Source organism: Diaphorobacter aerolatus (genome assembly GCF_014489535.1).
GTDB classification, from domain to species: Bacteria; Pseudomonadota; Gammaproteobacteria; order Burkholderiales; family Burkholderiaceae_C; genus Diaphorobacter_A; species Diaphorobacter_A aerolatus.
Map to the genome: position 1 here is coordinate 2,338,338 of NZ_CP060783.1, position 12,820 is coordinate 2,351,157.

A 12,820-nucleotide genomic window follows, 5' to 3' on the forward strand; every position below is an offset into this window, starting at 1 on the left:
TCTAGCATGACGAGGCGGTCATTTCTGATGGCCGGATCCTCCATTTCCCATTCAAGGAAGTACAACTATGAACTCCTCGACCACGCTGCGCCAGCTCAACGGACTGGACCCCACACCGGCCACGTTAGACGGTGCCACCTTGATCCTCGTGGACTATCAGAACACCTACACGCGCGGCGTCATGGAACTGGCCGGCTGGCAGCCGGCGCTGGCTTCGGCATCTGAACTGTTGACCCGGGCGCGCGCCGCCGACACCAACATCATCCATGTCGTTCACGACGGTGGAGAGGGCTCGCCCTACGACCTCGCCGCCGAGATCGGTCAGATTCATCCCGCCGTCGCGCCGCTGCCCAACGAGCCCGTGGTCGTCAAGACGGCGCCCAATGCATTCGTCGGCACCGATTTGGGCGAGCGCGTTGAGGCGGCCGGTAACAAACAGGTCATCGTCATGGGATTCATGACCCACATGTGCGTGACGTTCACCGCCGAGGGTGCATTTCTACGCGGCAACCAGCCCACCGTAATGGCCGATGCCTGCGCGACGCGGGCCATCCGCACGGACGTGGTGAATGTGGAAGCCGCGGCCCTGCATGAGGGCGCTTTGGCGACGATCGCCGATCTCTACGCGGTCGTGGTGCGTTCGGGTACGTCGATCCGATAGAGGCCTCGCCCGGCTAACGCGCTGGCGTCACTCGCGCTCGATAACTCGAAGCAAAGCCGTTCGACGCTTCGACATGGGTCCGAAGGCCCTCGTGACATCTTCAACGCTTTTCTCCGACTTCAATGCGTCGAGGATGTCGGCCCAGTCCTGCATGATCACCTTGCGCGATTCCACGAACTTCGTGTGGTCGTATGGAGCGCGCGAGGAGTCCTTGTTCTTCTTCGAGTGTGCGAGTTGGAGATCGACCCGCTTTTCGGGATACCCAAGCAACCCAAGGATCGTCGTGGCGGTCGAACGGAAGCCATGGGACGAAAACCGCCCGCCATAACCCATGCGCTTGAGTGCTTGATTGAGCGTCGTTGCCGACATCACTTGTCCCGGCTTCCTGTAGCTCGGGAACAATACTTTGCCGCCGCCAGTTAGAGCATGTAGCTCCCTAAGAGCGGCCACCGCCTGCCGTGACAGGGGAACCAAATGGGGGCGTCGCATCTTCATACGCTCGGACGGAATCGACCACATGGCGTTGTCCAGGTCGAACTCTTCCCAGGAGGCCTTGCGCAGTTCTACGGTGCGCACGTAGGTCAAGGCCATCAGCTTGAGGGCGAGGACTGTCGTCTGATAACCCCCTTCGTTGTCCACCCGATTGAGAAAGTCCGGGATCTCTGCCCATGTCAAAGGAGGGTTGTGGCGGACCTGAGGGCGCTTGACCAGTCCCTTGAGCAAGGCGGCAGGATCGAATTCGCAGAGACCTTGGGCAGCCGCATAACTGAAGATTTGCCCACACCACTGGCGAATGAGGATCGCCACAGTCTTCGCGCCACGAGCCGCCACATCCTTGATGATGGGGCGCAGATGTGGAGCCCTGATGCTGCTGATCGGCAACTTGCCAATCCGGGGGAAAACATCCTTCTCAAGGTAGCTGGTGACTTGGTTGGTGTAGTACTCGCTCCAGTGAGCATTGCTGACGATCCACTCCCGAGCAACGGTCTCGAACGTGCGTTCGTATGTGTCGGCCTGGAGGGCGATCGCCGCCTTCTTCTCTACGATGGGGTCGAGTCCCTTCTTGACCAACGCCTTTGCCCGGTCCCGTTCCGCACGGGCCGCCTCCAGCGTGATTTTTGGGTATACCCCGATCGAGTACACCTGTTCAGCGCCGCCCAGCCGGTAGCGGTACCACCAGAGCTTGGAGCCGTTAGGCTGAACGCGCAAAAAGAGGCTGCCTCCGTCCCGGAGTTGGTACACCTTGGGCCTGGGCTGCGCCGTTTCCACTTTGCGCGCCGAGAGAAGATTGAGTGCTGTGAGTGCCATGTGTATAACGCCTCCAAATTGGCCCGTTACACACTCCATTACACACATGAGCACTGGATTTGTCCAGCTTTCAGAATCGCTCGATGGACGATCAACCCTTTAAAAACAAGGACTTAGAGTTTCTCCGTGGAGGTTGATGGAAGCCAGTGGACCTCAATCGTAGTTATCCACCATCAGCAGTTTGATTCTGGAAGTCATGATGCGTTGCCTCCCGGTTCGGTGCGCGGCTGCAAGCCGGCGGCGCGCATGCGCGCCAGTTCTTCGTGTTCGTAGTCGATGTAGCAGGCAATCATCGCGCGGTAGATGCGTTCGATGAGATCGGCGTTGCCGCCCTCTTTTTCGGCCTGCGGGCGCACGCGCTCGATGATGGCGTCGATGCGGTCCTGATCGTAGACGAGGTTCTCGTCATTCTTCACCTTGGCGGCCTGGGTCATGTAGCCGCCGCGTTCCACGAGCAGCGGCACGAGGATGTCGTCGAGCGCGTTCACGCCGACGCGCACCTCGTGCATGGTCTCGCAGTTCACCACCTTGTCAATTGCACGGCCCGTCATCACTCAAGTCCTTCTTCGACCAGTTCCGACGCACGCAGCAGCGCGCGCGCCTTGTGCTCGGTTTCCTTCCATTCCAGCTCCGGCACCGAATCGGCCACCACGCCGGCGGCGGCCTGCACGTAGAGCATGCCGTCCTTGACGATGGCGGTGCGGATCGCAATTGCCAGATCCATGTCGCCCGCGTAGCTCAGGTAGCCGCAGGCACCGCCGTAGATTCCGCGCTTGGTCGGTTCGAGCCGGTCGATGACCTCCATCGCATGCACCTTGGGCGCACCGGTCAGCGTGCCTGCGGGGAACGTGGCCTTGAGCACGTCCATATTGGTCATGCCGTCGTTGAGAATGCCCTCGACGTTGCTCACGATGTGCATCACGTGGCTGTAGCGCTCGACCGCAAACGCTTCGGTGACCTTCACGGTGCCGGTCTTGGCGATGCGGCCGATGTCGTTGCGCGCCAGATCGATGAGCATCACGTGCTCGGCGCGCTCCTTGGGATCGTTGATCAGCTCGTGCTCGGTGGCCTTGTCGGCCTCGGGCGTTGCGCCACGCGGCCGCGTTCCGGCAAGCGGCCGGATCGTGACCTTGTGGCCTTCGGGCACGGCCTCGTGGCGCACCAGAATCTCGGGACTCGCGCCCACCACCTGGAATTCGCCGAAGTTGTAGTAGTACATGTAGGGCGACGGATTCAGCGAACGCAGCGCGCGGTACAGGCTGAGCGGGCTTTCCGTGTAGCGCTTGTGGATGCGCTGGCCCACCTGCACCTGCATGAAGTCGCCTGCCGCAATCAGTTCCTTGGCCTCGGCCACGGCCTGCAGGTAGGCGTGCTTGGAGAAGCTGCGCTCGGCAGGGTGGTTCTCGGTGGCGCGCACGACCGGCGCACTCACCGAATACTTCAGCAAATCCTTCAACTCGCGCAGCCGCTTCTTGCCCTTGGCATAGGCCTCGGCCTGGCCGGGGTCGGCGTAGACGATGAGGTAGAGCTTGCCCGAGAGGTTGTCGATGACCGCAACCTCCTCGCATTGCAGCAGCAGAATGTCCGGGCAGCCCAGCGTGTCGGTGGGGCAACTGTTCTCGAGTTTTTTCTCGATGTAGCGCACCGCGTCGTAGCCGAAATAGCCCGCGAGGCCACCGCAAAAACGCGGCAGGCCCGCGCTCAGCGCCACCTTGAAACGCTTCTGATAGTCGGCGATGAAGTCGAGCGGATTGACCTGCGAGGTTTCGACCACCTTGCCGTCGGTGACGACCTCGGTCTTCGCGTCCTTGCCAAATCCGGTCGAGCGCAGCAGAGTGCGCGCGGGCAGGCCGATGAAGCTGTAGCGCCCAAAGCGTTCACCGCCCACCACCGACTCCAGCAGAAAGCTGTGGGTGCCGTCGCCGCGCGCATGCGAGAGCTTCAGATACAGCGAGAGAGGGGTTTCGAGATCCGCAAAGGCTTCCGCGATCAGCGGTATGCGGTTGTAGCCGTCGGCGGCCAGACTTTTGAATTCAAGTTCTGTAATCACAGGTGAGTTCCCAGCTCTGCAACCCATGCCATCCGCACAGTCTCGCTGGCGGTGTCAGGATGGATTGCGGATTCATTCAATTTCGGCTTCCTCGAATCGGAAGCGGCGGGTGCACGCTGGGAGGTGCCCCAGGTGCATTACGACATCAATGACGCAGGCTTACGCCAGGGCCAGGCTCCCCGGTCTCCAAGACCTGCAATCGACGTGCGATGAATGAACATAGATCGTGAGTGTAGCAAGACTGAATGAAGTTTCCGAGGCCATTGCGCGACAACCTGAGGCAATCGCCTGGCAACCACGCGAAAACCCTGTGGTTGGTGAAATCAAACTGCTCCACACTGCGTTCACAAAAAGCACGATCGTTCTTTTATGAGAGACACCACCATGATTTCCACGACCCGCCGCGCGCTGGCCATCGCGCCACTGGCGCTCGCACTCGCCCCGTTCACCCGCGAGGCACGGGCTGCTGATGCCGCGATGGAGGTAGGTGGCGTCAGCTTTGCCGCCACCCAGCAGGTCCAGCAAAGCACGCTGCAGCTCAACGGCGCCGGCGTGCGCTACAAGACTGTCTTCAAGGTCTATGCGGCGGCGCTCTACCTGGAAAAGGCCGCACACACTCCCGCCGAAGTGTTCGCCCAGACGGGCGCCAAACGCATGATCGTTCACATGCTGCGCGAGATCGATTCCGGCGAGCTTGGCAAGCTGTTCTCGCGCGGCATGGAGGACAACATGGACAAGGCCGCGTTCTCCAAGGTGGTCTCGGGTGTGCTGCGCATGAGCCAGATCTTTTCGGATCACAAAAAGCTGCAGGCAGGCGAACAGTTCATGGTGGACTGGATTCCCGGCACCGGCACGGTCATCACCGTGCGTGGACAGCCGCAGGGCGAGGCGTTCAAGCAACCCGAATTCTTTAACGCCCTGATGGGTATCTGGCTAGGGCCAAATCCCGTTGACTGGAAGCTCAAGGAAGGCTTGCTGGGCAAGAAGGACTGAGATACACCCCGCCTATGGCTCAATATCTGTTTTGACGGATCTGTAGCCAAAATGCATCAATCCCCGGGATGGCATGTTTTTCAATTTGCGTATATTGTTAGAAACTATTGCGAAAGTTGAGTATTTTCGACTCCAGTTGCCAACCCGGAAGGATTCATTGATGAGACTCGCCAATGCCAAGGTCGGCGTGCGCCTGGCCTTTGCCTTCAGCCTGATTCTCCTTATCACGCTGGTGATCGCGGGCATCGGCGTCTGGCGTCTGCAGGAACTTGCGGACACCACACGCCAGCTCACGACCATCGACAACGACCGCCTGCGTGCCGCCGTGAAATGGCATAACGCGGTCGAACAGAACTGGCTGCGCACCCAGACCGCCATGCTTGACGCCGATATCGGCAACCTCAGGAGCTGGCGCGAGGAAATCCGCAAGACAGCCGATGTGGTCGATGTTGCGCGCAAGCGCATTACCGATCTGGTGAGCACCAGCGAGGGCATCGGCCTGCTCAAGGAAATCGATGTCGCGCGTGAGGGCTATCGCAAGCTGCGTGAATCGCTGCTCGAGCGCCGCAACCGGGGCGAGGACGTGACGGACGCGCTCGAACGCGATCTCAAGCCGCAGGCCGATGCCTACATTGGCGCAATCGCCCGCATGGAGGAGCGCCAGTCGCTGCTCTACGACCAGACGCGCCACGAGGCCGACGAAAAGGCCGCGCAAGGCCGCGTGATCCTGATCACCGGCGCCGTCATCGCGCTGCTGCTCGGCATCGCGCTGTCCTACCTGCTGACCCGCTCGATCACCGGTCCGCTGCAACTCGCGGCCCGGCGCGCCGGGCAGATCGCCGAGGGCGACCTGACCCAGCCGATCAGCGCCGACGGCAAGGACGAGGCCGCGCAGTTGTTGCAGGCGCTGCAGCACATGCAGGACAGGCTCTCGCAACTGGTCTCGGGCGTGCGCTCCAACGCCGAGAGCGTGGCGATTGCCAGCGCGGAAATCTCGCAGGGCAACAACAATCTGTCTTCGCGCACCGAACAACAGGCCAGCGCGCTTGAGGAAACTGCGGCGTCGATGGAGGAGCTTGGCTCCACCGTGCGCCAGAACGCCGACAACGCGCGCCAGGCCAACCACCTCGCGATGAGCGCCAGCTCGGTCGCCGTACAGGGCGGCAACGTGGTGGCGGAAGTCGTGGACACGATGAAGGGCATCAACGATTCGAGCCGCAAGATCGCCGACATCATCGGCGTGATCGATGGCATCGCGTTCCAGACCAACATCCTCGCGCTCAACGCCGCCGTCGAAGCGGCGCGCGCGGGAGAGCAGGGGCGCGGCTTCGCGGTCGTCGCGGGCGAGGTCCGCAGCCTCGCACAGCGCAGCGCCGAAGCCGCCAAGGAAATCAAGGCGCTCATCAACAACAGCGTCGAGCGCGTCGAGCAGGGCACGCAATTGGTCGACAAGGCGGGCGACACGATGACCGAGATCGTCAACGCGATCCGCCGCGTCACCGACATCATGGGCGAGATCAGTGCCGCGAGCAGCGAACAAAGCGCGGGCGTGAGTCAGGTCGGCGAAGCGATCACGCAGATGGATCACGCCACCCAGCAGAACGCGGCTCTCGTCGAAGAAAGCGCCGCCGCCGCCGACAGCCTCAAGACCCAGGCCGCGCAACTGGTTCAGGCCGTCGCCGTGTTCCGTGTCGCCCAGGAGCACGAACGCGCCCAGGCCCTGCCGCAGCGCAGTTCCATGGCGATCGGTGCAGACGCCCGCCACCCGCCGCTGCGCTCCGCCGCGCCAGGTGCCCTGACCCAACGCAGCAGCGCGACGACCACGCCGGTGTCGCCGGTGATCGCATCGGTGCGGCGTAACAAGGAGCGCAACGTGGCCGCCGACCAGCACGATCAGTGGGAGAGTTTCTGAGCCACGGCGACCCGGCGCCAACGCCTATCAGGCGAGGATTTTTGCGGCAAGAAACAGCCCCAATCCAAACACCAGATGAGTCGCCAGGCTCGTCGCCCGACTCAACCACGGGCGTGATGTCCTGGACGCCGCGACTCCAGCGCCCAGCGCGGGCTGAAGAACCAGCCACGGCAACAAGACCGAGATGGCACCAAACCATAGTGCAGGCACCAGAGTGGGTTCGCGCAACCACTGCGGGCCAGCCGCGCAGGCCAATGCAAAGGCGAACGCGATCCCGGTGAGGTAGTGCATCGCCCAGCCCCATTTTTTCTCGCCCCGGATGGCAGGTGCTTCCTGGATGGATTGATGCCGCCAGATTCCATGGAACCAATGCCCGCCCCAGCGACCCAGCATCGCGTAATCCAGCGTTGGAACGCCCATCAGGCGCAGCCATATCGACCACGCATCCATCACCAGGGTGGCTCCGGCACCCACAACGACCAAGGACCAAATCTCGCCGATCGATTCGCGCACACAAGCCTCGCCTTCATTCGTGAACTACAGTGTGGGTTCGACTATAGAAGTTCAAGTGGACTTGAGCGCAAGAGGTGAGAATGGACATTTCCGAGGTTGCAAAACGATCAGGATTGGCGGCATCAACACTTCGTTTCTACGAAGAAAAAGGCCTGATCCGCTCGATGGGCCGCCAGGCCAGACGACGCATCTTCAGCCCTGAAGTGCTCGATCAGCTAGCCATCATCGCCCTGGGGCGAGCGGCTGGATTTTCATTAAAAGAGATCGGACTCATGCTGGGCGCCAACGGTGAACCGCACATCGACAGGCAGATGTTGCTCACGAAAGCGGCAGAAATTAACCGCATCATCAAACAGATGACGGCCGTCCGCGAGGGCTTGCGCCATGCGGCGAACTGCCCCGAAAAAAGCCATCTGGTTTGCAAGAATTTTCAACGCCTGATGCGCGCTGCCGGTTCAGGCGAAATCCGGCCCTTGGTGCTCGCGGCAAGCAAGCACGGATCCGAGGCCGGATGATGGGCAACTTCACGGCCTGTGCGCTGCTCACGCGCGAGTCAGCCAAGGATGCCGCTGCGTTCAGGAAGCAATACGGCCTGTCCTGCGACGATTGACGCGAATTCCAAGCACCCGCTGCGCCTTCACGCCAGTTCCGTGAGCGAATCCACGAACGCGTCGGCATTCACGCTGCGGATCGGTTCACCGTGGTTGTAGCCGTAGGTCACGAGCACCACGGGACAACCGGCGGCGCGGGCCGCGCTGGCGTCGTTGCTCGAATCACCGACCATCAGCGTCTTCGCGGGCGGCGTGCACAGCGCTTCGCAGGTTTTCACGAGCGGCATCGGATCGGGTTTTTTGCGCTCGAACGCATCGCCGCCGAAGACGTGGCCGAAATAGCCGTGCAGGCCCTTGGCCTTGAGCAGTTCATGCGCGAAGGCCGTGGGCTTGTTGGTCAGGCAGGCCATCGGATAACCGGCCCGGGCGAGTGCGGCGAGTCCATCGGCCACGCCGGGATAGAGCGTGGAATACTGCCCGTTGATGCGTTCGTAATGCCACTGGTAGCGATCCCAGGCCCGGGCATGAGTTGCTGCACCTTCACCGCCACGTCGCCATCGCCGCTCTCGCTCAGCACATGGGTGAGCACTGACTGCAGCAGGTGCTCCGAGCCCTTGCCGACCATGTGTTCGATGTGGCTGGCAGCGATTGCCGGCAGTTTCAGATCGAGCAGCATGCCGTCGATGGCCTTGGCGAAATCCCCGAGCGTGTCGACCATGGTTCCATCGAGATCGACCATCACGGCCACGCAGGAAGCCAGCAGTTGACGGGGAGTGGTGGCGGGAGCCATAAATCAAGACCTTCCAAAAGTTCCGAAGAAAAAAAGCTCGCCGGTCACCGGCTGACTGACGTCAGAAAATCCGCAATTGTCCGTCCAGTCCGACACGCGAACATCAAAGAGCCGTACAAAAATGGGAACTCACAACTCGTAAATTGAACCGAATTGGCGTCCGTGGGTGTTGACGAAGCTTCTCTTCATCGTCCCGGCCAATCCATACATTCTTTCCCAGGAGGTTCCACCATGCGTTTTTCCCTGACTTCTTCGTCGCTTCGTGCCATTCCCGCGGCCCTGTTGCTGTGCCTGGGTGCCGTCGGCGCTCACGCGGCCACACCGGTCGAAGAAGGTTGCTCGTCGGCCAACCCGCAGATCTGCCAGCGCGAAGCCGCAGCGGCGCGCCAGGCGAGCCGTGGCGGCCAGTTGACGGCCCCGGATGCATCGGCACTCGAGCGCAATGCCCTCGCGCGTTGCGCCGCGTTCAAGACCGACGAAGGCCGTGGTGACTGCGAGGCCCGCGTGCGCGCTGCACGCAGCTCCGGCTCGGTGAACGGCGGCGGTCAGTTGCTCGAAGCCACCACGCCCGTGCGTCAGTGATCTTCGGCAGGTGATCGCGGGCTTGTCGGGCAACGACATCCCGGATAACAAAGAGGCGCTTCGGCGCCTCTTTGTCGTTGGTGGGGCTTGCACAAAGCCCGCTCGGGCCGCTCAGCCCGCAAGACTCGCGCGCATCCTGGCGATTTCGGCTGCGTAGTCGCCCTTGCCGAAGATCGCGCTGCCGGCCACGAAGGTGTCGGCGCCCGCGTCGGCCACGCGGCGGATGTTGTCCGCCTTCACGCCGCCATCCACTTCGAGGCGAATGTCCCGGCCCGAGGCGTCGATGCGCTTGCGCGCGTCCTCGATCTTGCGCAATGCGGAATCGATGAAGCTCTGTCCGCCAAAACCGGGGTTCACGCTCATGATCAGGATGAGGTCGATTTCATCGATCATCCAGTCGAGCACTTCGAGCGATGCAGCGGGATTGAATACCAGACCGGCCTTCACGCCCTTGGACTTGATGGCCTGCACGCTGCGATGCACGTGGGCCGATGCGTCGGGGTGAAAGCTGATGTAGTCGGCGCCGGCGTCGGCAAATGCGGCAGCGAGCGCGTCCACGGGCTCGATCATCAGGTGCACGTCCACGGGCACGGCAACACCGGCGGCGGTCTTTGCATGGGGCTTGAGCGCCTGGCAGACCATGGGGCCAAACGTCAGATTGGGCACGTAATGGTTGTCCATCACGTCGAAGTGAATCCAGTCTGCCCCGGCGGCGATCACGTCGCGCACTTCGTCGCCCAGACGGGCGAAGTCGGCAGAGAGAATGGACGGGGCGATGCGAAATGGAGTGGTCATGGTGCGATTTTCGCAGCAACCCGATACCTTTGCAGTTATTTTGCCGTCCCGCGGGGTCGGGTCCGGCATCCCGGTACCATTGCGCCATGCCCAAATACCAATTCGCGGTCGAGGTCTTCCCCGAATACCTGCCAGACCAGTCCGATCCCGAGCGCGAGGTCTTCAGCTTCGCCTACACGATCACCGTGACCAACAACGGTGACGTGCCCGCGCAACTGATTTCGCGGCACTGGATCATCAACGACGCGCGCGGCCACACCGAAGAGGTCAAGGGCCTCGGCGTTGTTGGACAACAGCCTTTGCTGCGTCCGGGCGAGTCGTTCCAGTACACCAGCGGTTGCCGTCTGCGCACGGTCTCCGGCACCATGCACGGCAGCTATTTCTGCGTCGCGGAAGACGGCGAGCAGTTCACCTGTCCCATCAGCCTGTTCGTGCTCGAAGCGCTGGGCGGCGGCAGCCACGACCCTTCCATCCAACACCGGGTGCTCCATTGAAGAAACGCGTAGAGAACGCCAAAACACTTACGCAACTCCTCGCTCCCGTCGATCCCAAAGCCTCGCTTGCACAGCGCAATCTGCAATTGATTGCGCTGCTCGACTGGGTGCGTGGCGACCGGCAATCGGTGGAAGCGGCGACCGCGCGCGTGGCCGAACTGGTATCGCTGGCCGAGCAATCGCCCGTGCTGCGCGAGCGCCTGCAGCGCTGGTGGCAGGCGATCATGCAGTCGGTGGACATCACCATGCTGCTCGCCGATTTCGGCTTTGCGCAGCGCACCTCGATGCTCAGCGAACTGGCCGAGCGTCTGCGCCACAAGGTGCTGCCGAACAACCCCGACACCATCGACGCGTCCGAGCTGTTCATGGCCGCGCTCTACAGCGAATTCGACGCGCTGTGGCTGAACGCGCTGGACGAGGACCTGATCAACCGCCTGAGTCAGGTGTTCACGCCCGAGCAGGGGTCTGGCGAGGCCTCGACCCACTGGCATCACGCGCTGGCAGACGCCATCACCTATTGCGCGGGCAATATTCTGGCGACCGGTTTTGCGCCCGAGCTGCGCCTTCGCATGACCAAGGAAATGCGTGATGCCCAGCCCTTTCACGCGCTGGTGAGCGATGCGGAAAGCCTGCGCGTGGAGGTGCTGCATCCGCTGCGCACCAGCAACCGGCTCGACGCCACCGTGGCGCGTCTGCGCGATCGCCTCGATGCCTGTCGCAACGCCGCGAACACGGTCTACACCCATTTCGAGGACAACGGCATTTCCGTGGGTCTGGTGTTCCGTCTGCGCCAGTTGCGCGCGCGGATCGTGCGCGTGCGCGAGCTGCTCGAATGCCTGCTCTCGCCCAAGCCCGCCGTGGCCGCAGTGCGCCTGATGGCGCGGCTGGTGAGCGTCAGCCGCGAGCGCCGCAGCCTGAAGGCGCTGTTCATGGCCAATTCCTCGCTGCTCGCGGCCAAGGTGGCCGAGCGCAATGCGGAAACCGGCTCGCACTACATCACGCGCACGCCGTCGGAATATTTTTCGATGGTGAAAAAGGCCGCTGGCGGCGGCCTGGTGATGGCGTTCACCACGCTGATCAAGTTCGGCCTCTACTCGTTTGCGTTCTCGGCGTTCTGGGGCGGCTTCTGGGCGGGCGTGAATTACGCGGCCAGCTTCGTTCTGGTGCAGCTCTTTCACTTCACCGTGGCCACCAAGCAGCCGGCGATGACCGCGCCCGCGATGGCCGCGAAGCTCAAGAACATCGAGGACGAAGGCAGCGAACAGGCCTTCGTCGACGAGGTCACGCATCTCGTGCGCTCGCAGGTCGCGGCGATTCTGGGCAACGTGCTGATCGTGTTTCCGGCGGTGCTCGGCATCACGCTGCTGCTGGCCAAGCTGCTGGGTCATTCGGCCATCAGCGAGCACGAGGCCAGGCACGTGATCGACACGCTCAAGCCCTGGGGTGGATCGCTGCTGTTTGCGGCATTCACCGGTGTGCTGCTGTTTGCCTCGAGCATCTTTGCGGGCTGGGTTGAAAACTGGTTCGTGCTCAATCGCCTCGATGCCGCGATCCACTACAACCCGCGCATCACCCGCGCCATCGGCGCGGCGCGGGCCACGCGCATCGCACTCTTTTTGCGCAACAACCTGTCGGGGCTGGCGGCGAACATCTCGCTCGGTTTCATGCTCGGATTGGTGCCGGTGATCGCAGCGTTCTTCGGGCTCGGGCTCGATGTGCGCCACGTCACGCTGTCGACCGGCCAGATGGCGGCGGCGGCATCGGCCCTTGGCCCCGAGGTGATGCACATGGCCGCGTTCTGGTGGTCGATGGCGACGCTGCTGTTCATCGGCGCGCTCAACGTGCTGGTGAGCTTCTATCTCGCGTTCCGTCTCGCACTGATCGCGCAGAACGTGACGGGTGTGGAGCGCTCGCGCATCGCGCGCGCACTGCGTCAACGCATATTCCATTCCCCGCTGAGTTTTTTTGCGCCGTCACGCGCAAACGTCTGATATGGTGTGCGGATTCGCGCCATGAATCTCCGTCCCCGACGAACCGTCCGCGAGTCACGGATTCATGGCGACACACGGCGGTCACCTTCGTGCCTGTAAAGTGGCGAAGGGTTCGCTCACCGTGCTTCGGCACTGACCCATCGGTTCGCTGATCCGATACCGTTTCCTGCACGCGCATGC

13 protein-coding genes are annotated in these 12,820 nt (G+C 62.4%); 7 read left to right on the forward strand and 6 right to left on the reverse strand.

Annotated features, from left to right (window positions below):
- The first annotated feature begins 67 nt into the window (after positions 1 to 67).
- The gene (locus H9K75_RS10905; RefSeq protein ID WP_187725757.1) at positions 68 to 661 is read left to right on the forward strand and encodes a cysteine hydrolase family protein; all 594 of its coding nucleotides are present in this window, start codon (positions 68 to 70) and stop codon (positions 659 to 661) included.
- Between the two features lie 27 nt (positions 662 to 688).
- On the opposite strand, the gene H9K75_RS10910 is transcribed toward H9K75_RS10905, so the two are convergent.
- The 3 genes from H9K75_RS10910 to trpE form a co-directional block, all read right to left on the reverse strand.
- The gene (locus H9K75_RS10910; protein WP_060784731.1) at positions 689 to 1,969 is read right to left on the reverse strand and encodes a tyrosine-type recombinase/integrase; all 1,281 of its coding nucleotides are present in this window, start codon (positions 1,967 to 1,969) and stop codon (positions 689 to 691) included.
- Between the two features lie 194 nt (positions 1,970 to 2,163).
- Complete coding sequence (locus H9K75_RS10915; RefSeq protein ID WP_187725758.1) at positions 2,164 to 2,520, reverse strand: chorismate mutase; 357 nt, start codon at positions 2,518 to 2,520, stop codon at positions 2,164 to 2,166.
- Positions 2,520 to 4,019, reverse strand: a complete 1,500-nt coding sequence (gene trpE, locus H9K75_RS10920) for an anthranilate synthase component I (protein ID WP_187725759.1) — start codon at positions 4,017 to 4,019, stop codon at positions 2,520 to 2,522. Before trpE ends, H9K75_RS10915 begins: the two co-directional genes overlap by 1 nt.
- A gap of 384 nt (positions 4,020 to 4,403) precedes the next feature.
- Between trpE and H9K75_RS10925 the strand changes: the two genes are divergently transcribed.
- Both H9K75_RS10925 and H9K75_RS10930 read left to right on the forward strand, forming a co-directional pair.
- Positions 4,404 to 5,012, forward strand: a complete 609-nt coding sequence (locus H9K75_RS10925) for a chalcone isomerase family protein (protein WP_226858647.1) — start codon at positions 4,404 to 4,406, stop codon at positions 5,010 to 5,012.
- A gap of 160 nt (positions 5,013 to 5,172) precedes the next feature.
- Positions 5,173 to 6,924 (forward strand): methyl-accepting chemotaxis protein, encoded by a 1,752-nt coding sequence (locus H9K75_RS10930; protein WP_187725760.1) that lies wholly within the window; start codon positions 5,173 to 5,175, stop codon positions 6,922 to 6,924.
- Between the two features lie 27 nt (positions 6,925 to 6,951).
- Here the strand turns inward: H9K75_RS10930 and H9K75_RS10935 are convergent, their stop codons facing one another.
- Complete coding sequence (locus H9K75_RS10935; protein WP_264294033.1) at positions 6,952 to 7,374, reverse strand: DUF2938 domain-containing protein; 423 nt, start codon at positions 7,372 to 7,374, stop codon at positions 6,952 to 6,954.
- 143 nt (positions 7,375 to 7,517) lie between these two features.
- Between H9K75_RS10935 and H9K75_RS10940 the strand changes: the two genes are divergently transcribed.
- On the forward strand, positions 7,518 to 7,952 hold the full coding sequence (locus H9K75_RS10940; protein ID WP_187725761.1) for a helix-turn-helix domain-containing protein: 435 nt from the start codon (positions 7,518 to 7,520) through the stop codon (positions 7,950 to 7,952).
- Between the two features lie 122 nt (positions 7,953 to 8,074).
- Here H9K75_RS10940 and H9K75_RS10945 read toward each other — a convergent pair whose 3' ends face one another.
- The gene (locus H9K75_RS10945; RefSeq protein WP_404826423.1) at positions 8,075 to 8,785 is read right to left on the reverse strand and encodes an HAD-IA family hydrolase; all 711 of its coding nucleotides are present in this window, start codon (positions 8,783 to 8,785) and stop codon (positions 8,075 to 8,077) included.
- Positions 8,786 to 9,009: 224 nt separating this feature from the next.
- Between H9K75_RS10945 and H9K75_RS10950 the strand changes: the two genes are divergently transcribed.
- Positions 9,010 to 9,360, forward strand: coding sequence for a hypothetical protein (locus H9K75_RS10950; RefSeq protein WP_187725762.1), 351 nt, complete (start codon positions 9,010 to 9,012; stop codon positions 9,358 to 9,360).
- A 111-nt stretch (positions 9,361 to 9,471) separates the two neighbouring features.
- Here the strand turns inward: H9K75_RS10950 and rpe are convergent, their stop codons facing one another.
- On the reverse strand, positions 9,472 to 10,155 hold the full coding sequence (gene rpe, locus H9K75_RS10955; protein WP_187725763.1) for a ribulose-phosphate 3-epimerase: 684 nt from the start codon (positions 10,153 to 10,155) through the stop codon (positions 9,472 to 9,474).
- Positions 10,156 to 10,241: 86 nt separating this feature from the next.
- On the opposite strand from rpe, the gene apaG reads away from it, so the two are divergent.
- On the forward strand, positions 10,242 to 10,649 hold the full coding sequence (apaG, locus tag H9K75_RS10960; RefSeq protein WP_187725764.1) for a Co2+/Mg2+ efflux protein ApaG: 408 nt from the start codon (positions 10,242 to 10,244) through the stop codon (positions 10,647 to 10,649).
- Positions 10,646 to 12,640, forward strand: a complete 1,995-nt coding sequence (locus tag H9K75_RS10965) for a site-specific recombinase (protein WP_187725765.1) — start codon at positions 10,646 to 10,648, stop codon at positions 12,638 to 12,640. Before apaG ends, H9K75_RS10965 begins: the two co-directional genes overlap by 4 nt.
- Positions 12,641 to 12,820 lie beyond the last annotated feature (180 nt).

Bases quoted from the DNA above. Each gene is read 5' to 3' on its own strand.
- H9K75_RS10910 (WP_060784731.1), bottom strand. From the start codon at position 1,969: ATGGCACTCACAGCACTCAATCTTCTCTCGGCGCGCAAAGTGGAAACG.
- H9K75_RS10915 (WP_187725758.1), bottom strand. From the start codon at position 2,520: ATGACGGGCCGTGCAATTGACAAGGTGGTGAACTGCGAGACCATGCAC.
- H9K75_RS10905 (WP_187725757.1), top strand. From the start codon at position 68: ATGAACTCCTCGACCACGCTGCGCCAGCTCAACGGACTGGACCCCACA.
- rpe (WP_187725763.1), bottom strand. From the start codon at position 10,155: ATGACCACTCCATTTCGCATCGCCCCGTCCATTCTCTCTGCCGACTTC.
- H9K75_RS10930 (WP_187725760.1), top strand. From the start codon at position 5,173: ATGAGACTCGCCAATGCCAAGGTCGGCGTGCGCCTGGCCTTTGCCTTC.
- H9K75_RS10935 (WP_264294033.1), bottom strand. From the start codon at position 7,374: ATGGATGCGTGGTCGATATGGCTGCGCCTGATGGGCGTTCCAACGCTG.
- H9K75_RS10940 (WP_187725761.1), top strand. From the start codon at position 7,518: ATGGACATTTCCGAGGTTGCAAAACGATCAGGATTGGCGGCATCAACA.
- apaG (WP_187725764.1), top strand. From the start codon at position 10,242: ATGCCCAAATACCAATTCGCGGTCGAGGTCTTCCCCGAATACCTGCCA.
- H9K75_RS10925 (WP_226858647.1), top strand. From the start codon at position 4,404: ATGATTTCCACGACCCGCCGCGCGCTGGCCATCGCGCCACTGGCGCTC.
- H9K75_RS10950 (WP_187725762.1), top strand. From the start codon at position 9,010: ATGCGTTTTTCCCTGACTTCTTCGTCGCTTCGTGCCATTCCCGCGGCC.